A 21,239-nucleotide genomic window follows, 5' to 3' on the forward strand; every position below is an offset into this window, starting at 1 on the left:
AGTAGGTGTCTTATCATTCTCGTTCCAAAGGATTGTCGAATGTAAAGAGCGTTAGTTTCACAACTTGTCCATTGAAGTTAGTTGTCGTGAAGTTGTAGCCATAACTCTCAAGGTAGCCTGCAGGATCTTTCAGCAATAGTCTCTCTTGCTTTCGGGTGTTCTCACGAGAAGTCTTTACATAGTTCCTGTCAAGGAAATAGATAGGCGTTGCTGTCTTAGGTTTTTCGATGCCTGTAACCGTCCAGTGATAATCTCCCTCTTTGGTTTCAGCCTCCATAACTAATCCCGGCAGTCCTGTAAACTTCCACGGACCATAGGAAAGCGGAATCTTGGTAGTGAACCATACCTTATAATTTCTTCCACGATAAGAACAGGTTGCAGCTGTACAATCGTAGTCTAAAAGCGTTTTATGCTCGGTTGTAAGTTTCCATTGCATCTTCGGAGTAGCCTCTTGATAAAGGTAAGAGCCAGCTCCGTCCATATTGTAAATTACTGTTGTCTTTCCCTTTGGATAGCCAATATAGGTTTCACCAACATTAGCGACGAGTTTCATAGATGCTCTTGAGCCACGCTTTCCATTACGTAGAAAGGCTTTAGCCATTCTTAGGTCGGCATTATGTTCGCTCTCCACAAAACTCTGGCAAACCTTACGTCCGATGTAAGTATATACCTTTTCAAAATCAGGATTATTCTGTCCTGATAGGTCATATTTAACGGTTAGGTCATAAGAAACAATCAGCTGCGTCGTGTCAATTGCTGTATGCTTAAAAACATCTAATTCCGTCTTCTCCTGTGCATTTGCAGATACCGACAAGATTATCGCAATGAGTAGTAGATTAATCTTCAATTTCATAGTTGATTTATTTATAGTTATAGGTAAAGCAAAAAGTGAGTACAATAGTACGAAATGATTTATCACTTGGTCTTATCGTTTCGTCTTGCCAAATAAATCAGTGTGCGTTCCTGTACTCATCATGAGTAAGGTCAACTCTGTATTATTCTGCTCCCATATAAGCAACCAGTCAGGTTGTATATGGCATTCCCATTGCCCATCCCTATTACCATGTAACAAGTGAGGTCTGAATTGGGCAGGAACTCTACCGTTAGTAACCAATTCGTTGATAACCTCTTTGAGCTTATCCATTGGCAGCCCACGCTTCTTACATCGTTTGAGGTCTTTCTCAAACTGGTGTGTTGTCAAGAGCTTATATGCCATCAGATGCCCAATTTGGAAAACAATTCGTCTGCATTAGCATACTCGTTGATGCGCCCTTGTTCCTTGTCATTAAGTGCCTGTTCGTAAGCGGTGTGCTTAGTTGTGGTTTTATGTATCGTCCACCCCATACGCTTTACGAGCGACTTCAATAGCGATGTATCAGCCCTGGGTATTTCCAAGGAATAGGTGTCTGTCAGTGTACTATCTGTATTCATTACATATCCTCCTATATTTTTGTTTATATTGCAAATATAGTCTTTTCTTTTGAGAGTTGCAAGAGAATAAAAGGAAAAGCAGCAAATGATTGCTCAAATAAGAATAACGCAAGTCTTTGTTATGATGATTATTGTGAAATTAGTATGCGCGAACCATATAAAGTCTTTAGATTACTTCCTAATAACGCATGTTTACTAAATTCTGTCCCAGAAACATCCCAAAAAAGTTTTAAAGAATTGCAATTGAAGAACGCATTATCTTCAATTCTATTGATTGGTTTACGACGAGTATTAATATAAACAAGATTCTTACATTTAGAAAAAGTCTCGTTATGAATAATAATCCCTTCTACTCTCCCTAAACTTAGATTAATGAAAACAACTTGATGACAATTTTTAAATGTTTGTTTAAGTGTTATCTGTTTAATTATTCCAGTATTACTTGTAAATTCCATAGGTTCCTTTTTTGGTCTATATCCTATGCATTCACATCTTGAAGCTGTAGTAAAATATATTGGGACTCTGTCAGAATCATATATTAAGTTCTTATGAGTTGATATATCACAGTAATATAAAGCCTCACAATTTTCAAAAGTTTGTAATAGTTCTAAAGAAATGTCACTATAAATATGATTGGATACAGTTAAACTCAGAAAGACAGCATATAGACTCGAGCAGTTTGCAAAGGTCTCTTCCCCCGTTACAAAAACTTCATCTCCACAAAAATTTTTCAATTTTGAACAGCCTTTGAATGCTTTTGGATGAATTTCTACCTGATATACAAACGAATAAGTTTCTCTTTTTGTTTTTAGGATGGTATCATAACGGAAAAGAGTAACTCTACACACTTCTAAGAGATAGCTTGCAGTTTGCATTTTTCCTTTTGCTATTTCCCTTCGTCGGCATTCACGCATCTTACCTAAATATTCATACCGATCCAAAATCTCTCCCAAATTATGTTGTTCTGTTTCTGTTTTTTTAAGAACTTCAAGATTACAACAATTCTCAAATGCGCTCATTCCTATATGTTGGCAATTTTGAGAAAGTATTATTCTTTTGAGAGATATACAGCCAAAGAATGCTTCATTATAAATGTTACCAACAGGTTGTTTTACTTCTTCTAAAGCTTTACAGTCTTTAAACGTTGAATCTGGAACCACGGAGAAGTTTCCTATATCAACAACCTTTAGCTTTACACAACCCTCAAAGATTCCTTTTCCTTTATAATAAGTTATTTTCGCTATTTGCATAAATTTTATTAAAATTCAAGTGGTCCAAAATCCTTGATTACCACCTCCTCTAACTGGCTACAGTCACTGAAACAATAATCACCAATATTTGATATCGAACCAAGTTCTAAATAATATAAACTGCAACAACCTCGGAAAGCTTCGTCTTCGATAGATATACGAGACGGGAAATATATATCTTCTAGACGCTCACAATAGAAAAATGCTCGTTTCCCAATTTTGTATAGAGACTCTGGCATAACTATATATTTTATTGTATTACAATGTGCAAAGGCCTCATCTGCTATTTCTCTAGTTCCCTCTATAATAGAATAGGCATCTATATCTGCACCTTTTAATAGGATTTCTTTATTCTCACTGTAAACGACTCCATATTTATCAATAAAGTATTTCGGCTCTTCAGGAATAAGTTCGTTGGTTGTTGTTTCTTCTATTGCTTCTATCTTGGCTACTTGTGTTGGACATTTTCCTTCCGTTACCTCATACTTTTGTTGTAATTTTTGAAATTGTGAATAGAAGAAGTCACATGTTTCTTGTTCATCGAAGTAAAAAGTTTCTACTTCGTCATTGTATTCTGCTTTATTTGTCCAGTTATATGAACCCGAAATCACTACTCTATCATCTATAATACAAAATTTCTCATGCAGTAATTGCTTCGAAGTATTCCATCTAAGAATGCCACCTGCTTCTAAGAAAGAAGTGAAGTCGAGAGAAGATTCTCCCCCTTTATTTATATTGTCGTCATTCAATATGATTTCTACACTCACACCTGTTTGGAGCTTTAAGACCAAAGGGTGGAATAGCAATTCATTTGTAAACCATGCAACAGCAATTTTGATGGATTTCTTTGCACCAAAGAGTTCTATCTGTATGGCGTTCTGGATTTTATAAGAGACATGCTTTATCATTATTATTTTATAATTATAGTCAATGCGTTGCGTTCTTTTCTTCAAAATCCTTGATGATGTGTTTGATAAAGACAATTACATTGTCGTAATCAAGAAATCCTTTAGAGGTTTCTTTTCCTCTGTTTCTGTCTGGTATATTTAATTTACATCCATCTTTTGAGATTATTCCATGGCAGAAAGAATTCCTTAGATGCCTACAAAAATCTAAAATTTGGACTTTGCTCTTTGTAAAGAGTAAGGTTTGTCTATTAGATGTTTTCTCATTTCTAATTTCTTCATCATTAGCATACTTCATATTTTTCTGCATACTTTTTTTGAAAGAATTAAGAGCATTAGTACTTATTTCTTTAAAATCAGCTTCTTTTGACATATGTTTAATATGAGATTCGTAAATAAAGACAAATTTAGCTAATGTTTTTAGCTGACTTTCTAGGTTATTGTATCGCATAATTATTTTGTTATAGATATAAACTCTACTATATGTTTTACTATTTCTCCAGCCATTCCACCACTTACAGGTAATCCTTTCTTATTCAAAGAAACGATGATGCTGTATTGTGGATTGTCTGATGGATAATAGCCACAGAACTGTAAGCAGTAAACTGTGTTATCTCTATCGTCTTTTGTTGCGACAGCTCCTTGTTCACCAGCGATGCTCACTTTATTAGAGTATGCTTGATGAGCAAGACCATTTTTTACTTTCTGCACAAGTAGTTGCTGAATGATGGCAATGTTTTCTTTACTCGCTAGCTGTTCTTTTATAATGGTGGTATCCCTCTTATGAAAAGTGGGCTTTACCATCTTACCATTATTGGCTATGGCATTATAAAAGGTGAATATCTGTAAAGGGGTTATCTGCTGATTCTTTCCATTTACAAACTTGGCAAAGGAAATATCATCATTGTTGTAAATTTGGCTCTAATGTAGAATTGAAATTTTGACCATAGCTTACTATAAGTAATACCTAATAGTGTGACCAATATTATATTTCTTATGAACTTATTTTTCATTATAATTTAAGCTCATATATTTATCTAATTCCATTCTATCAGCAATAATATTACCATCTTTATCCTTAAAGTAAATGTTTGTAGGTTTACATTTGTTAGTATTACTTAAGAACTGCTGAATACTCAATGCGATAGCTGTTTCTGCTTTAATTTTGTCTTTAGGCAACTCCCATTCTACAGAAAATTCAATTTCTTTTCCTGTACTACCAATTTGGAAACCTATCTTATTCATAAGAAAAAGTTTATTGCTCACTGTTTCCCAGAAATAAGCGGTTACTATTTAGGTAAATGGAAAAAGCGTGGGAACTATTGCTGTTATCCCCTCTGTGGTCGTGGAAAGTACCTACTTCAGATAATCAACAATAGCCCACGCATTGAGGTAAATTATCCCCATTGGTAAGGGTACAATAATCCCAAGCGTGAGCCTTGCTGTCATCATCCTTGCAGTATTGAAATTTTCCACGTTTCAGAGGAAGGATAATTAAAGCAAACGCTCTTTTAAAAAGTAGAACTCTTTGTAACGCACATCTGCACACAGATGTACTGGAAATCCACTGCAAAGATAGATAAATTTTCTTATTAAATGTTTCTTTCCTGCAAAAAGTTTGTATAACAGAATGATTTTTCTATTTTAAGGGTGTTTTTTTGTTTGTTATTCAGCATGTGATGACATTTTTAGTATGGGGTGTATAAAAGAACTATTCTCTGAAAAATGTCATTGATTAGAATGTAAGACAGTCGTAGGTTTCCAAGATTTCTTCCTTACGTAATTCAAGATACCGTTTGGTAATAGCTACAGATGAATGATTGAAAAGCTCCATTAGCTTGATCAGTGCCAGTTCTGCATTGTCACTATTCATGTTATAAACTTGTCTTCCAAATGTCTTTCTCAAACTATGGCAGCTGAAATGTTTTATTTTCAGTCTGTACCTCTGTTTGAGTTCTTTGAGTATTACGTTGATACGTTGCACGGTGAAAACCGTACCTTTCTGACTAACAAGGACAGGAGCTGCAATGCCAAGAAGATTGATATGCTCGTAACAGTCTTTAATATGCAATTGTAGTTCTATGTTGAACTTGCTCTTAAATAGGCCTTGGATTTAAACAACGTCAAGATGACAATGGAGCTTTATGGAAAAGTTTGAATAGCAAAAAAAATCATTTTATCGTTATTAAAACAGACGAAGCCTATTGGAAAGAAGTGTGGATTGCGGTTGCTTCGGAGGACAAGACTATTCCGTTGCAACCTAAATTAGATTGCTTTACACGTGAACCAACCCAAAATTATCCTTATGGTTGGAGTTGGATTTCCGATAACGAAGGTAACAACTGGCATGATATAGCTCAATATCCAGCAATTGGAAAAGAAGAAGTGTTAAAGTGGATAAAGAATAAGATTAGAGAAATAGAAGATTGTTTCAAAGATTAAGATTTAGAAAAAAATAAATGGAAGAATTGAATCAACTCCTGGATTTTGGGGAATCATATCCACAATTTGTTGCTTATCATTGTTTTGGTGATAAAGCTACAGAGTGTCTGAGCAGTCTACAGCAGCCTTATAAGGATATAGTTACTTATAATATAGTTGACTTACGCCCTTTAGAATGCCTTGCTGTTTTTGTCTTTACTGACAATGCAGAAGTATATATGTCTGAAATAGACGCTTTTATTAAACAGTATAATAGTTTAGTTGGTAGCATTTTTGTTTTAGACCTACATCCTACTTCGCGGTATATAGTTTTCAAGGGCAGGTGGAAATTCTACAATATTTTTACCTCACACTATTATACTTTGCAAGATAATATTCTTCACTTTTTGATGTTTTTCCATAATTTCATGGAAACGAAGGGAATCATAAGTATGGACTTTAATGATTTTAGGACGTGTGCTCGTTTGGCAACTTATATTACTTCTGGAACAGCTCCGTCGTTAGCTCAGGCTATTTACCCAATATCTCCCATATCACATAGTGATAATATTAGAACTATAATGCTTGGGTTACAATTGCAAAGCTTAGAAGAAAATATGCTAAGGGAGGATATGAAGGTGTTAGCTTCTTTCTTTGAACAACTTCCAGAGAATGTAGAAGTCAAATGGCAAATTACTCCTAAATGTGGTCACCATCATACAGAGTATATTGTAGGTTTTGATGAGGACCCTATGCGGGATAATGATAATTCATAGTTCTCTGATATGAAAATCCTTCAATTCTCAGATATACATCATCAGTATCAACTGATAATCGGATATGTCTGCAGCCGATATTCTTGTCCATTGCGGTGACTTTATCGATATGGGTATGAAAGAGAAAGTGCTCAACTTTTTGAGTTGGTTTATCTCTTTGCCTTATCCGCACAATAAAACTCATTACAGATTAAATTTAGAGAGAATTTTCCGTCCCCTTAAATTTGTCAAAGGCGGGACACGATTCTAATAATAAATTTCCTGTCACTCCTGTCACTCTGAATGAAGATGTAACAGATTAGTTTACAAGGGTTTCTGTCTAAATGTTAAAATGACAGCAAACTTAAAATAAAAGTATTGTTAGATATAGGTCTGTTATTCTCTTATGCTGTGAGCGTAATAGTGTAATGCTCCTTTCGCCTATCAGTTGCAATAAGAATGTGAAAACCAAGATGTAGATTTGGAGTTGTCATAGGAAAATGTTATATTTGCAGAAAAATATAAACAGGAGGTATAATTATGGCAGGCACAATGACAAACATCGAGAACAATACGATACGCATGTATTGGAACGCATTGCGTTCGATGAGTAAGAACATTCGGTTGGGCTTAGCAGTGAAACTTACTAACTCTGTACTTGAGGAAGAACGCAAGGAAATGTCCGACGAAGCCTATACAGAAGAAATGCTTAATAAGTTTTTTGGGAAGTGGGAAGGAAACGAAACTGCTGAAGAATTGATGGGTATCATCAAGCAGAATTCCAGTTCAAGTGAACCAATTAGCTTTGAAGGCGTATGAAAAGTAAGAGCCAACATGGTCAGGTTTTGCTTGATAGCAATGTTCTAATTCATCTCCTACGTAAGAATGAAAGTGTACGGCAGCACATCTTGGAAATAGGGTGGCGCAACTGTTGTGTGTCTGAGATTTCTATTGTCGAGTTGCTTTATGGAGCAGAATGTAGTGCATATCCAGAAAAGAACCGTACTCTTTTGAAAGACTTGCTCAACCAACTTGAGATAATCCCTTTCTCTGTTTGTATCGAAGAGTTCTGTCGTCAGAAAGCAGTATTGCGAAGAAAGGGACAAATGATAGAAGATAATGACCTTTATATTGCCTCTACGGCACTTACGTTGGGGATTCCAGTGGCAACAGAGAATGTAAAACACCTTGCACGTATAGAAGGATTGGAAGTGCAGAACTGAGTTAAACGATAATTACGGCTATTTTAATAATAAGTTCGGTTGATTAAATAACATATTCTTAACAGTTCTTGTTAAGAAGTGTTTTTCCTATTTAACGAATAATAAAAACTTAGTGTTTGTTGAAGTAAAAAGCTAACTTTGCTTGTAATTATTGTATAAATACATATATAAGACTGAAAGCATAAAACTATAATTACAATGAAAAGTCTAAAAGATATTCTACCTTGGGAGGAGCGTCCTGAGGGATGTAAAGATGTGATGTGGCGTTATTCAAAGAACCCAATCATCGATCGTTATCATATTCCAACATCAAACAGTATCTTCAACAGTGCTGTTGTTCCTTTTGAAGACGGCTACGCAGGAGTGTTCCGTTGCGATAACAAGGCGGTACAGATGAACATCTTTGCTGGTTTCAGTAAGGACGGTATCAACTGGGAAATCAATCACGAGCCTATTAAGTTTGAGGCTGGTAACACTGAAATGATTGAGTCAGAGTATAAGTATGACCCACGTGTTACATGGATTGAGGATCGTTATTGGATTACATGGTGTAACGGTTATCACGGACCAACAATCGGTATTGCTTACACCTTCGACTTCAAGAAGTTCTATCAGTGTGAGAATGCTTTTCTTCCATTCAATCGTAATGGCGTCCTCTTCCCAGAGAAGATTAATGGAAAGTATGCGATGTTGAGCCGTCCAAGTGACAATGGTCATACACCTTTCGGTGACATCTATATCAGCTTTAGCCCTGACATGAAGTATTGGGGAGAGCATCGTTGTGTGATGAAGGTTACTCCTTTCCCAGAGAGTGCATGGCAGTGTACAAAGATTGGTGCAGGTTCAGTTCCTTTCTTGACAGACGAAGGTTGGTTGCTCTTCTATCACGGTGTAATCACTACTTGTAACGGTTTCCGTTATTCGATGGGTGCAGCTATCCTTGACAAAGACAATCCAGAGAAGGTTCTCTATCGTACTCGTCCATATCTTCTTGCACCAAATGCACCTTACGAGTTGCAGGGTGACGTGCCAAACGTTGTCTTCCCATGTGCTGCTTTGCAGGATGGCGAGCGCGTAGCGGTTTACTATGGTGCAGCTGATACCGTCGTTGGTATGGCATTCGGCTATATTAAAGAGATTGTAGAGTTCACTAAGAACAATAGTATTTTATAAGAACAGAACATCCTCTTGTAGGGACAGACACACTTGTTTGCAGGTTTGAATCACACAGAAACGGACCTATTGGTGTGTTTGTCCCAACAGGGGATATTATCATTTCGGAGCATATCACTCGAATAATAACTAACAACCCTAAACTTTATGAAGCGTAACTTCTTGTTGGGACTACTTCTTTCCTTGTCTTTTCTTTCGCTGAAGGCAATTAGTAAGGGTGGGGAAGAGCCTGTTGACCTTGTCAATCCTTTTATCGGAACATCTAATTTTGGTACCACCAATCCGGGAGCAGTATGCCCTAACGGATTGATGTCAGTCGTACCATTCAACGTAATGGGTTCCGATTTGAATAAATATGACAAGGATGCACGCTGGTGGTCAACTCCTTACGAATATCATAACGTCTTTTTCACTGGTTATTCTCACGTCAATCTGAGTGGTGTGGGCTGCCCAGAAGTAGGCTCATTGTTGCTTATGCCAACGACAGGAAAGCTGAATGTAGACTATAAGGAGTACGGAAGTACATACGAAAAGGAGGTTGCACACCCAGGTTATTATTCTAATTATCTGAAAAAGTATAATGTGAAGACAGAGGTGACAGCTACTCCTCGCAGTTCTGTTGCACGTTTCACATTCCCGAAAGGAGAAAGTCATATCTTGCTGAACCTCGGTGAAGGACTCACTAATGAGTCTGGTGCTATGGTGAAGAAGGTGAGCGATACAGAGTATGAGGGCGTAAAGCTGCAGGGTACATTCTGTTATAACCCTCAGGCTGTATTCCCAATTTACTTCGTGATGCGTGTCAGCAAGAAGCCTACAGAGGCTGGTTATTGGAAGAAACAGCGTCCGATGACAGGCGTAGAGGCTGAGTGGGATGCCGACAATGGCAAGTATAAGCTCTATAAAACCTATAACAAGGAACTCTCTGGCGATGATATCGGTGTATGGATGAACTTCAACACAGAGGCAGATGAGCAAGTAGAGGTACAGATGGGAGTGTCATTCGTAAGTATGGCAAACGCCCGTGAGAACCTTGATGCCGAACAGCGTGGAAAGAACTTCGACGCTATTCGTGCCGAGGCGCGTGCTAAGTGGAATGATGACCTCTCTCGCATCCTCGTTGAGGGTGGTACAAAGACAGAGCGAACGATCTTCTATACAGCTCTTTATCACGTCCTTATCCACCCAAATATCCTACAGGATGTCAACGGACAGTACCCTGCCATGGAGGGTGATGAGATTCGAACGGTGAAGGAGGGCAACCGTTATACGGTCTTCTCTCTGTGGGATACCTATCGCAATGTGCATCAGTTGCTTACGTTGGTATATCCAAATCGTCAGCGCGACATGATTCGTTCGATGATTGGAATGTATGAGGAGCATGGCTGGATGCCAAAGTGGGAACTCTTTAGTCGTGAAACTTACACGATGGAAGGCGACCCAGCTATCCCTGTTATCACTGATTCTTGGTTGAAAGGTCTGCGTGGTTACGATATTAATAAGGCTTACGAGGCGTTCCGCAAGTCGGCTTTGACAAAGGGAAGCGAGAACCCGCTGCGCCCAGACAATGACGAATACATGGAGAAGGGATATGTAGCTTTGCACGAGAAGTTCGATAACTCCGTTTCTCACGCACTCGAATACTACATTGCCGACAATGCCCTTTCACGTTTGGCTGCGGCATTGGGTAAGAAAGATGATGCCCGCCTGTTCCACAATCGTGCCTTGGGTTATCGCCATTATTTCAGCAAGGAGTTTGGCTTGTTGCGCCCATTGATGCCAGACGGAACCTTCTATAAGCCTTTCGATCCAAAGCAGGGAGAGAACTTCGAACCATCTCCAGGCTTCCACGAAGGTAATGCTTGGAACTATACATTCTATGTTCCGCATGACGTAATGGGACTTGCAAAGCTTATGGGAGGACAGAAAAACTTTGTAAACAAGCTCCAGAGCGTGTTCGATAAGGGTTATTACGACCCTGCTAACGAGCCTGATATTGCTTATCCTCACCTCTTCTCTTATTTCAAGGGCGACGAGTGGCGTACACAGGTGCAGACACGCAGACTCTTGAAGGAGTATTTCAAGAATGCACCAGAGGGCATCCCTGGTAATGATGATACCGGAACAATGTCGGCATGGGCAGTGTTCAATATGATTGGTTTCTATCCTGACTGTCCGGGCGACCCATCTTACACGCTCACCTCACCAGTCTTTGACAAGGTTACTATCCGTTTGGATAAGGCACAGTGGGGCAGAGATAACCTCTTGATTGAGACTGTTCGTCCAAATGATGAGGCTGTTATCATTAAGAAGATAGAATTAGGTGGTAAGCCATTGAACCGCTATCGCATTACGAATGACGAACTCTTGAAGGGCGGAGTATTAAAGTTTTATTTAAAGAAATAAGGTGGGTCATTCGAGGCTAATACCTATCGTATATCCCACCACAACGACACTATAGTCATGATTAAAAAAGTATTTATAGGCGCAGCATTCTTGCTGTTATCAGCGTCAATCACACAACCTGTCTGTGCGCAGAGCATTATCCCTCAACCCGAGAGTATCACTCGTCAGCAAGGCACTTTCACATTGGCTAAGGGGCTACAAGGCGTGACCAATCTTAAAGGAGAGGATTTCAAGATACTGAATCAGTACACCTCAGATGTAATGAGTATCCCGTTCTCATCCGTAAAGAACCCAGCTGCTGATGCACCCTTGCGCCTCATCTGTACTGGTACGGAACAGGAGGCGGCGATGGCGGCAGATAGCGTAAGCCTACAAGGGTATGAGTTAAATGTTACGCCAACAGCCATGACCATACAGGCGAGAACTCCTATGGGACTTTTCTATGGTTTACAAACACTACGACAGCTGGAGAAGGATCGCCAGATTCCTTGTGTGAAGATAACAGATACACCCCGTTTCGCTTATCGTGGTCTGATGATAGACTGCTCAAGACACTTCTGGTCGAAAGATGAAATCAAGAAGCAACTGGACGCTATGGCGTACTTCAAGCTCGACAGATTCCACTGGCACCTCACTGACGGCGGCGGATGGCGCATGGAAGTGAAGCAATATCCACGCTTAACAGAGGAGACTGCCTATAGAACAGAATCTGACTGGACGAAGTGGTGGAACGGAAAGAAGCGCCACTATATGCCTAATCCTAGCCGCCTTGTATGTTGGAAGGGAATGAATATACATGGTGGCTATTACACGCAGGACGACATTAAAGAGATTGTCGATTATGCCGCTGCACGCCATATCACCATCATACCAGAGATTGAAATGCCTGGGCATAGTGATGAGGTTGTCTATGCTTACCCTGAGTTGTCATGTACGGGTAAGCCCTATACTCAGTCAGATTTATGCGTAGGGAAAGAACAGACATATACCTTCATGGAGAATGTATTGAAAGAGGTAATGCAACTCTTCCCTTCAAAGTACATTCACATAGGAGGCGATGAGGCTGAACGCCGCACATGGAAGACCTGTCCCGATTGTCAGCGTGTGATGAAGGACTATCATCTAAAGGACGTAGCCGAGTTACAGAGTCATTTCACTCACCGCATTGAACGCTTCCTTAATGATAATGGTAGAAAGCTCCTCGGATGGGATGAAATCATGGAAGGCACCTTAGCTCCCAATGCCGCTGTCATGTCATGGCGTGGCACTGAAGCAGGATTGACTGCCGCTAAGAGTGGGCACCACGTGGTCATGGCACCGCAAGAGTTCTGCTATTTGAATATGTATCAGGACGACCCCATGACGGAACCAAAGGCGCAAGGAGGATATACGAGATTGGAGAAGACTTACAACTATGACCCTATCCCAGCGGCTTATAAGGGTACGTCTTTGGAGAAATATATCGATGGTGTACAGGGTTGTGTATGGACGGAATTCATAGAGAAACCTGACCATCTAGAGTATATGATATATCCTCGATTGCTTGCATTAGCCGAGACGGGATGGACGAAGCAACGTACAGGCTATGCCGACTTCCGTCAACGAGTAATTACGGCAACTGATGCGCTCAAGCGTGCTGGCTATAATGCTTTCGACATTCGAAAAGAGAAAGGCGCACGCCCTGAAAGTCGTTCCATCGTGCAGCATGAGGCATTGGGTAAGCCTGTCACTTACTTAGGACGCTATGCAGAGAAGTATCGTGCCGAAGGCGACAGCACACTGACGAATGGTTTGCGTGGCGACTGGGGCTATCTTGAGGGGCGTTGGCAGGGCTTCATCGACAGTACGGGTGTGGATGTAGTAGTCGATATGGGTAAGGTTACGGACATACGTGACGTTCGTGTTGACTTTATGCACCTCTATGAATCGGTTATTTATACGCCTGAAACAATCGAATTGATGGTGTCAGACGATGGTAAGAACTTCAAGACGATTGACACAGTACGACCAGGTATTAAGGCTTCAGAGGATTATCTCGTTTATCCTTACAAGTGGAAGGGAGATGTCAAAGGCCGTTATGTGCGTGTGAAAGCACTCCCTCGCGAGAAAGGCGCATGGATTTTTACAGATGAAATCATCGTCAATCAGAAGTAAACGAACACTTGATGAGCCGTTGAATGACGGCTCTGTCAAGACATATAAGACAAGAAGATTAAAACAATTCAGTATATGAAAAAAAGGTTTTTAACTTTAATGGCGTTTGCTGCAACCAGTCTTTTCGCTCTTGCGCAGGACTATACGCAGTATGTTGACCCATTTATTGGAACAGGCGGACACGGACATGTGTTCCTTGGAGCTAATGTTCCATTCGGTAACATTCAGGCTGGTCCTACACAGAAGAAGCAGGGCTGGGACTGGTGTTCTGGTTATCATTACAGCGATTCAACAGTCATCGGATTCGGACAGATGCACCTTAGCGGTACGGGTATTGGTGACTTGGGTGATGTGTCACTCCTTCCGACTACCAATCCAGCGCAGCGTGAGGTGAAGTTCTCGCATCGTGCCGAGCATGTAACCCCTGGTTACTACTCTGTAATGTTGGCTTCTGGTATTCGTGTAGAGCTTACCGCAACTCAGCGTGTAGCCTTCCATCGTTACGCTTTCCCTGCTGATGCAACAAAGGGTTACGTTATTTTGAACCTCTCACAGGGTATTGGTTGGGACAAGATGACTTCTTGCAACTTCAAGCAGGAGTCAGCTAAGACCGTCAGTGGCTATCGTATGTCACAAGGATGGGCTAAAGATCAGCGCGTTTACTTTGTGGCAGAGTTCTCACAGCCTGTTAAGTTGGAGTCAAATGAGCGTGATACAATCGGTGTCTTTGCTTTCGACAATGCCGAGCAGCCACTTCTCGTGAAGGTAGGAATCTCTGCAGTGAGTGTTGAGAACGCTCGATTGAATATGCAAAAGGAACTCCCAGGATGGGACTTCCGCAATGCTGTTGCTCAGGCAAAGGACGAGTGGAACCGTGAGTTGAGTAAGATTGCTATCAAGACACAGGACGAGAGTGCAAGAAAGATATTCTATACAGCATTGTATCACTCAATGATTGCGCCTTCTGTCTTCAATGATGTCAACGGTGAATACCGTGGTGCAGACGGTAAGACACATAAGGGTGACTTCACAGATTACACCACCTTCTCACTTTGGGATACCTATCGTGCAGCGCATCCTTTGATGACGATTATCCATCCAGAGAAGCAACGCGACATCGCACAGACGATGCTTCATATCTTTAAGGAACAGGGTAAGTTGCCTGTATGGCACCTTGTGGGTAACGAAACCGACTGTATGATTGGTAACCCAGGCGTTCCTGCCCTCGTTGATATCGCACTGAAAGGCTTTGATGTAGATAAGAATGCAGTCTTTGAGGCTGCTAAGGCGTCTGCTATGCTTGATGAGCGTGGTATGGGATTGTTGAAGAAATATGGTTATATTCCTTGTGACCTCGACCCAGAGCATGAGACAGTAGCAAAGGGATTGGAGTATGCTTTGGCTGATGCATGTATTGCAAAACTCGCCAAGGAATTGGGTAAGACAGCTGATTATAAGTACTTCTCAAAGCGCAGTCAGTCGTATCGTGACTTCTACTTCGATAAGAAGACGAAGTTTATGCGTGGTGTAACATCTGATCGTAAGTTCCGTGAACCATTCGATCCATTCAGTACTGTTCATCGTCAGGACGACTATGCTGAGGGTAATGCTTGGCAGTATGTATGGCTTGTTCCACACGATGTGCATGGTCTTGTATCTGCCTTCGGTGGTGAGAAACCATTTGTTTCAAAACTCGATTCCCTCTTCATCGTTAGTGGTGACATGGGAGCAGAGGCTTCACCAGACATTACTGGTCTGATTGGTCAGTACGCTCACGGTAACGAGCCAAGCCATCATATCCTCTATATGTACAACTATGTGGGTCAGCCTTGGAAGGCAGCGGACAAGATTCGCTATGTGCTCAAGAACTTATACCACGACGACTTCGATGGTTTGAGTGGTAACGAGGATGTGGGTCAGATGTCTGCATGGTACATTCTCTCCTCTCTTGGCATGTATCAGGTAGAGCCTGCAGGAGGCAAATATATCTTTGGTACACCGCTCTTCGATGAGGCTACGGTGAACGTTGGAGGTGGTAAGACCTTCCGCATTGTGGCACATAACAACAGCGATAAGAATATCTATATTCAGAGTGCTAAGTTGAATGGCAAGCCTTATACCCGTTCTTACATTGACTTCAAGGACATCAAACGTGGTGGAACACTTGAGTTTGTAATGGGTAGCAAGCCTTCTCAGTTTGGTGTTAAGCCTGCTGATAGACCCTAAAAGTTTTTGGAGTTAAGGAGTTAAGGAGTTGAAGGGAGTTAAGACAAATGTATTGTTGGACTATATTAATAAAAAACATTACGTTGATATTGAAGTTATCAGATTTTGACCCATATAACATTTGTCTTAACTCCCTTCAACTCCTTAACTCCTTCACTCCTAATAGTGCATCAATCTTTAATACTAATAAACAACTATGACTAATTTTAATGATGTTGTATCACAGTTCCGTATTGAGGGAACTGTTGAGAGTGTAAGTCCAATTGGTAATGGACTGATCAATGAAACACTGCGTGTAAAAACTGTAGATGCTAATACGCCTGATTATATCTTACAGCGTATTAACAACGCCATATTCACCGATGTAGACCTGTTGCAGCATAATATCGAACTTGTAACTGACCATATCCGCCACAAGTTGATGGAGAAAGGTGAAACAGATATCGAACGGAAATGTCTGCGTTTCGTACAGGCTAAGGACGGTAAGACCTACTACAAGGATGTTGACAACCGCTACTGGCGTGTGAGTGTCTTCATTCCTAATGCTGTTACTAAAGAGGAAGTAAACCCAGAGAGCGCATTCTGCTGTGGTGAAACCTTCGGTAACTTCCAGAATATGTTGGTTGATCTGAAAGAGCCATTGGGTGAAACAATCCCAGACTTCCACAACATGGAACTTCGTCTGCGCCAGTTGCGTGAGGCTGTAAGTGCTGATAAGGCTGGTAGAGTGGCTTCTGTGAAGGATATGATTGCTGAGTTAGAAAGCTATGCAGACGAGATGTGCCTTGCTGAACGCCTCTATCGTGAGGGTGCATTGCCTAAGCGTATCTGTCACTGTGACACAAAGGTCAACAATATGATGTTCGATAAGGATGGTAAGGTACTCTGTGTTATCGACCTCGATACCGTAATGCCAAGCTTTATCTTCTCTGATTATGGCGACTTCTTGCGTACTGGTGCTAACCATGTGGCTGAGGATAGCGACAATTACGATGCTGTCGGACTGAAAGAAGATGTCTTCTGCTCATTCACTGAAGGCTATCTCAGTACGGCAGGCAACTTCCTTACCCCTGTAGAGATTAGCCACTTGCCATACGCTGTAGCATTGTTCCCATACATGCAGTGCGTTCGTTTCTTGACAGATTACATTAACGGAGACGTTTATTTCAAGGTGAAATACCCAGAGCATAACCTTGTTCGCTCACGCAATCAGCTCTTGCTCTATCGTGACGTGCGTCGTCATGACCAGATGATGGCTGACTTTGTGAAGAAAACATTGAAACAATGAAACAATTAAAGGTAAAACGTTTGGAGTGTCAGCAGGTGAAAGCTGCTGACATTCCAGTCCTTTTCAAGGATAATAGCGTATCTTATAATAAGATAGATACAGTAGACTGGGCAGCAGAATTCCCTTATTGTCCACAGGTTGAGTTTGCTATTGCTCATAAAGGTGATGCCATTCTGTTGCATTATCGAGTTGAAGAAGACAGCGTGCGTGCTGAGGCTGGTACCGATTTAGGTCCAGTTTGGCAGGACTCATGCTGTGAGTTCTTCTGCAGCCCTGATGAAGAAGGCGGCTATTATAACCTTGAAAGCAACTGTATCGGTACGGTATTACTGTGCAATGGACAGGGACGAGAGAATCGTACTCATGCTCCTGCAGCCGCCTTAGAGCAGATTGATCGTTGGGCATCTTTGGGTCGTGAGCCTTTTGAGATGAGAGAGGGACGACAGGCATGGGAACTCACACTCGTTGTTCCTGTTAGTTCTTACTTCCGTCATACAATAGAGAATCTCTCAGGAAAGACGATAAGAGCCAATTTCTATAAGTGTGGTGACAAGACATCGCAGCCTCATTTCCTATCTTGGAATCCCATTGCCTTACCTTCTCCCGACTTCCATTGTCCCGCCTTTTTCGGTGAGTTAACGTTCGAATAAGCAATAAATAATAAGAAAGTGTAGTAAGTTTTAGGGTATGCAAATGTACCTCCCTATTACTTACTACACTTTTTCTGTTTTCTTGAACAGGTCCTCCTCAATCCAAGGGCGTTCGGCTTCTCTATTCGTAAGGTGGTTTGACTGCATGGGTCTCTTCGTCGAGAAGGGTGTTTGAGCATAGTGAGTAACGCTCTTTGACATTCGTGACAGAGATAAGGTCTTCAAGCAATGGGGTGTTTGAGCATAGTGAGTAACACCCTTCGACAGCCTAAATTTATTTGTCGTAATGGCTCTTATCGTATCAAGCCGAGGCTGTAATAAAGTACAGAGGGATAGCAGTGTGGGAGGAAATAGCACAGAGCTAAAAAAGCAAGTTGATAAGTTTATATCTAACTCATCAACTTGCTTTTTTTTATTCGTAAACTTGTAGACGACAGAACTCGTCAATCTTCCTTACTTGGTGTTCTTTGTCTTTACTCCTTCATTAGTACAGCTTGCATAAACAGGGCGGATGTTATACATGTTATACTTAGGGTTATGTGCGCTTCCACACGCATTGACAGTACCTGGATAGAACCAACCATTGTTCATGTAGTAAGCCGAGAAGGCGGTTGCTTGGGCATAGTTGCAAGGGTTAGCATCTGAGGTCCAATAGTAGGCTTGGCCACCTGGACGCTGAAGACGTGGTGCACCATCGTTATACTCGGTGTAAGCTCCGGCGAATGGGAGGAACACGCCCTTGTCGATATCGTCCTTAGAGAAATTCTTCAGACGTGTGTTATGGTTGTTATACTTACCTACGTAGATACCTGTAGAACGGTTTGTTATACCGATGATACGGCCATTCTTGTCGAGCACCTTGCCCTTCTTACATGCTGGAACAGTTGGGTCGAAGAGTACACCCACGACGGTGTTACAACCATCTTGATAGTAGCCTATATACTCGCCAGTCTTTGCCATGAGCTTATCGAAGTCGGCCTTTGTAGGCAGCATCCACTTACCTTGTGAAGCATAGAAGGCGAGGTCGCCATAACATCTGTTCTGTATCACTGCTTGAAGATTACCCGTATAATAAGAGTAATAGCGTGAGTAGCAGTAACTGTAGTTGTGGGCAGCAGCGATATTACCCCAACGGAAATGGTCGAAAGCAGACGTGTTGAATGCACGAGGGAGGAAGTCGGGATAGAGATTGAATGGGTCAGGGTTGGTATAGAAGTAGTCCCAAGCCTGCTTAGCCAATCTGTAGCCAGGTTCCCAGCCTTTTAAGTTGGTGCATGGTTCGTATTGTAGGTTGTACTTACCCCATTTCTTGCCGTCGATGTCAACCCATGGGCATGTCGTCAGTTCGAGTGTTTCGAAGTAGTATTTTGCTCGCTGACAGTTATAAGGTACTTTCACGGCAGAGTAATACTTCTCGCCATTGACCGTCTCAATCTCAAACTGTGGTGCAAAATGCTCGTCTGGGAAGAGTGCAACATAGAAGGTATCAACAGGCGAGTCGGCTGTAATGGTCAGTTTCCCCTTTGGACTATAGTTCATCTTACCTGTTGCAAGGTCGAACTTAGCTTCGGTGTAGACATTACTTAGCGTCACACGCTTAATCTTCTTTACTGGTTCTCCCTTGTAGCGTACGCTAAAGCCTACGAGAGAATACTGTTTCTCAAAGGATACATTAGCTAAGGCATAGACGCCAGTAGACTGGATGTTCTTTACTTTAATCCATGAGTAATCAAAGAATCTTATATTCTCAAGCGTACCGTTCTGGTGCCCCTTCCTGACTTCGCCTTGGTCCATAACGGTGTTCTCTTCTAAGCCTAAGGTGATAACTCCCATGCGGCTGTCCCTCTTCTCATATATATAAGGATAGAACATTGCCAACTCGTCGCCATCACTCCAATGTATATCGCCCACAAACTTAGAATAGAATCCATCGCTCGCAACAGATAGATAATCGTAATCAGAGCGTGGTGACGTAATGTTATAAGCAAAAAGACGGTCGCCAGCATTCCACGTAATAGGCTTTGTAAGTGATATATTCGTACGTGTCATGGGCTTTTGCACCTCTGTAATGACAAAGGATCGAGTTTCAGAACCTGTCGTAGCCGAACGCTCATCGGCTGTCTCTGTTGAACAAGAAGCAAGGATTACAGTGGTTGCACTTAGTAATAGTGTGTAAAAACTTTTAATGGTCATACTCTTTAAGTCTTTAGTTTTGTAATTTGGTTACCATGGTCTTTAATCTTCGCTCTCAAAGAAGAAGCCCTTAGCAGATGAAGTCTTTGTTCCTGGTGTGGCACCGCCTGGACCACCACCTGGTGTGCCTGGTGTAAATTCTCCACTGTTTCCACCAGGGGTTGGTGTGTTTGGTGGACATGGAGGATATTTTGAACATTTCAAAAAATGGCCTTCACACTCTACCCTTGTACACATTGTGTACGGTTTCAAATAATTTTTCATTTTAGTTCACTTTTTGGTTATTTCAATATAATTTTATGAATAGTTTTCTTGAGGTCTAAACACTTTTTTGAGCAAGAAGAATCTGATAAGTAGGCTGAGTTTATAAGTTAACTCGCAGTAATCACCTTATTATATTAAGATAATCACACTCGATTCAGATTGACTATCTGTCTTTTTATTGACTTTTATTTAACTTCGTTGTGACAAAGGTATATAAAAAGCGTATAGACAATTATACTTTTATTGATAAAAATAGCTAATAAAGATTTACGAATCTGACATTCTTAATATTGGTAAAATTCTAAGTTAAAGAGCCTTTCAAACGTAAAAAGTTATACTAAATATAATCACTAAATAGGAAAGTAAGTTAAACGAAAAGTAAAGAGGAGGACAGGAAAGATGAGAAATAGGACTTTTTTTAGGTTTTATTCGCCTATTTGGGCAAGGTGACTAACCTTTCTTACAATGATAGCGTTGGTCTTTTTCTTTGCCTTTGGGTTTCTTTAGGGTGATTGAAAGGCCATGCGCCCATACAAAAATCTGTCTTGCTCTGTGAGAGTAGGAATGTCGAGCTGCCTTAGTTGAGGATGCGAAGGAGGAGAATTACCCCCCTTTTCTCTTATTTCGGGGGAGTAGATAAAAGCATAAAAAGTATCGCATGAAGTTGTGCTAAAGACCGTTTGAATAGGACTGTAATATCTTCTATAATCAAGTTTGTAATGTTCAATAAATCAGTCTGTTATGAATAGTGTTGGAGAAAGAGGGTGTGTCAAAATTGATACATCCTCTTTTCTATTCTTCCTTTACCTTGTCTACCACATAATTCGTTATTTACTGCAGCTATGCTGCTAATTTCATATAAAATGATTTATTGGGCTTTAAATAGCCTATATAAACTTG

At 40.9% G+C, this 21,239-nt stretch carries 20 protein-coding genes and 1 pseudogene; 10 read left to right on the forward strand and 11 right to left on the reverse strand.

Annotated elements, in window-relative coordinates:
- Positions 1-13 precede the first annotated feature (13 nt).
- The 9 genes and pseudogenes from CHB62_RS07275 to CHB62_RS07315 form a co-directional block, all read right to left on the reverse strand.
- Positions 14-853, reverse strand: coding sequence for a GLPGLI family protein (locus CHB62_RS07275; protein ID WP_089366301.1), 840 nt, complete (start codon positions 851-853; stop codon positions 14-16).
- Between the two features lie 72 nt (positions 854-925).
- Positions 926-1,216 carry a type II toxin-antitoxin system YafQ family toxin gene (locus CHB62_RS07280; RefSeq protein ID WP_089366302.1) on the reverse strand — a complete coding sequence of 97 codons (291 nt, stop codon included), beginning with the start codon at positions 1,214-1,216 and terminating at the stop codon, positions 926-928.
- The gene (locus tag CHB62_RS07285) at positions 1,216-1,431 is read right to left on the reverse strand and encodes a hypothetical protein (RefSeq protein WP_089366303.1); all 216 of its coding nucleotides are present in this window, start codon (positions 1,429-1,431) and stop codon (positions 1,216-1,218) included. Before CHB62_RS07285 ends, CHB62_RS07280 begins: the two co-directional genes overlap by 1 nt.
- 128 nt (positions 1,432-1,559) lie before the next feature.
- Entirely contained in the window at positions 1,560-2,681 is a 1,122-nt protein-coding gene (locus tag CHB62_RS07290) for a leucine-rich repeat protein (RefSeq protein WP_089366304.1), read from the reverse strand.
- An 8-nt stretch (positions 2,682-2,689) separates the two neighbouring features.
- Positions 2,690-3,634, reverse strand: a complete 945-nt coding sequence (locus tag CHB62_RS07295) for a leucine-rich repeat protein (protein WP_141240410.1) — start codon at positions 3,632-3,634, stop codon at positions 2,690-2,692.
- Positions 3,609-4,037, reverse strand: coding sequence for a hypothetical protein (locus CHB62_RS07300; protein ID WP_089366306.1), 429 nt, complete (start codon positions 4,035-4,037; stop codon positions 3,609-3,611). Before CHB62_RS07300 ends, CHB62_RS07295 begins: the two co-directional genes overlap by 26 nt.
- Before the next feature lie 2 nt (positions 4,038-4,039).
- Complete coding sequence (locus CHB62_RS07305) at positions 4,040-4,501, reverse strand: penicillin-binding transpeptidase domain-containing protein (RefSeq protein ID WP_089366307.1); 462 nt, start codon at positions 4,499-4,501, stop codon at positions 4,040-4,042.
- Between the two features lie 87 nt (positions 4,502-4,588).
- Complete coding sequence (locus tag CHB62_RS07310) at positions 4,589-4,831, reverse strand: hypothetical protein (RefSeq protein WP_089366308.1); 243 nt, start codon at positions 4,829-4,831, stop codon at positions 4,589-4,591.
- A 490-nt stretch (positions 4,832-5,321) separates the two neighbouring features.
- Positions 5,322-5,678, reverse strand: a pseudogene (locus CHB62_RS07315) (tyrosine-type recombinase/integrase); the annotation flags it as partial.
- A gap of 62 nt (positions 5,679-5,740) precedes the next feature.
- On the opposite strand from CHB62_RS07315, the gene CHB62_RS07320 reads away from it, so the two are divergent.
- The 10 genes from CHB62_RS07320 to CHB62_RS07365 all read left to right on the forward strand — a co-directional run bounded on the left by CHB62_RS07320 (position 5,741) and on the right by CHB62_RS07365 (position 17,882).
- Positions 5,741-6,028 (forward strand): hypothetical protein, encoded by a 288-nt coding sequence (locus CHB62_RS07320; protein ID WP_240616296.1) that lies wholly within the window; start codon positions 5,741-5,743, stop codon positions 6,026-6,028.
- Positions 6,029-6,045: 17 nt separating this feature from the next.
- Positions 6,046-6,783 carry a toxin-antitoxin system protein gene (locus tag CHB62_RS07325; protein ID WP_089366309.1) on the forward strand — a complete coding sequence of 246 codons (738 nt, stop codon included), beginning with the start codon at positions 6,046-6,048 and terminating at the stop codon, positions 6,781-6,783.
- Between the two features lie 519 nt (positions 6,784-7,302).
- A complete protein-coding gene (locus tag CHB62_RS07330) occupies positions 7,303-7,581 on the forward strand; it encodes a hypothetical protein (protein WP_089366310.1) in 279 nt (92 codons plus the stop codon).
- Complete coding sequence (locus tag CHB62_RS07335) at positions 7,578-7,985, forward strand: type II toxin-antitoxin system VapC family toxin (RefSeq protein ID WP_089366311.1); 408 nt, start codon at positions 7,578-7,580, stop codon at positions 7,983-7,985. Before CHB62_RS07330 ends, CHB62_RS07335 begins: the two co-directional genes overlap by 4 nt.
- A gap of 198 nt (positions 7,986-8,183) precedes the next feature.
- On the forward strand, positions 8,184-9,158 hold the full coding sequence (locus CHB62_RS07340; protein WP_089366312.1) for a glycoside hydrolase family 130 protein: 975 nt from the start codon (positions 8,184-8,186) through the stop codon (positions 9,156-9,158).
- 147 nt (positions 9,159-9,305) lie between these two features.
- Positions 9,306-11,564 (forward strand): GH92 family glycosyl hydrolase, encoded by a 2,259-nt coding sequence (locus tag CHB62_RS07345; RefSeq protein WP_089366313.1) that lies wholly within the window; start codon positions 9,306-9,308, stop codon positions 11,562-11,564.
- A 57-nt stretch (positions 11,565-11,621) separates the two neighbouring features.
- Positions 11,622-13,718, forward strand: coding sequence for a glycoside hydrolase family 20 protein (locus tag CHB62_RS07350; protein WP_089366314.1), 2,097 nt, complete (start codon positions 11,622-11,624; stop codon positions 13,716-13,718).
- 75 nt (positions 13,719-13,793) lie between these two features.
- A complete protein-coding gene (locus tag CHB62_RS07355; protein WP_089366315.1) occupies positions 13,794-15,944 on the forward strand; it encodes a GH92 family glycosyl hydrolase in 2,151 nt (716 codons plus the stop codon).
- 196 nt (positions 15,945-16,140) lie between these two features.
- Positions 16,141-17,232 (forward strand): phosphotransferase enzyme family protein, encoded by a 1,092-nt coding sequence (locus CHB62_RS07360; protein WP_089366316.1) that lies wholly within the window; start codon positions 16,141-16,143, stop codon positions 17,230-17,232.
- Positions 17,229-17,882, forward strand: coding sequence for a carbohydrate-binding family 9-like protein (locus CHB62_RS07365; RefSeq protein WP_089366317.1), 654 nt, complete (start codon positions 17,229-17,231; stop codon positions 17,880-17,882). The genes CHB62_RS07360 and CHB62_RS07365 overlap by 4 nt, the downstream gene beginning before the upstream one ends.
- Positions 17,883-18,335: 453 nt before the next feature.
- On the opposite strand, the gene CHB62_RS07370 is transcribed toward CHB62_RS07365, so the two are convergent.
- Together CHB62_RS07370 and CHB62_RS14865 are read right to left on the reverse strand one after the other, a co-directional pair.
- Positions 18,336-20,075 (reverse strand): fimbrillin family protein, encoded by a 1,740-nt coding sequence (locus tag CHB62_RS07370; protein WP_089366318.1) that lies wholly within the window; start codon positions 20,073-20,075, stop codon positions 18,336-18,338.
- Between the two features lie 42 nt (positions 20,076-20,117).
- Positions 20,118-20,279, reverse strand: a complete 162-nt coding sequence (locus CHB62_RS14865) for a hypothetical protein (RefSeq protein WP_158296868.1) — start codon at positions 20,277-20,279, stop codon at positions 20,118-20,120.
- Between the last annotated feature and the right edge of the window lie 960 nt (positions 20,280-21,239).

The sequence above is a fragment of the Prevotella jejuni genome (genome assembly GCF_900187995.1).
Classification (GTDB): Bacteria; Bacteroidota; Bacteroidia; order Bacteroidales; family Bacteroidaceae; genus Prevotella; species Prevotella jejuni.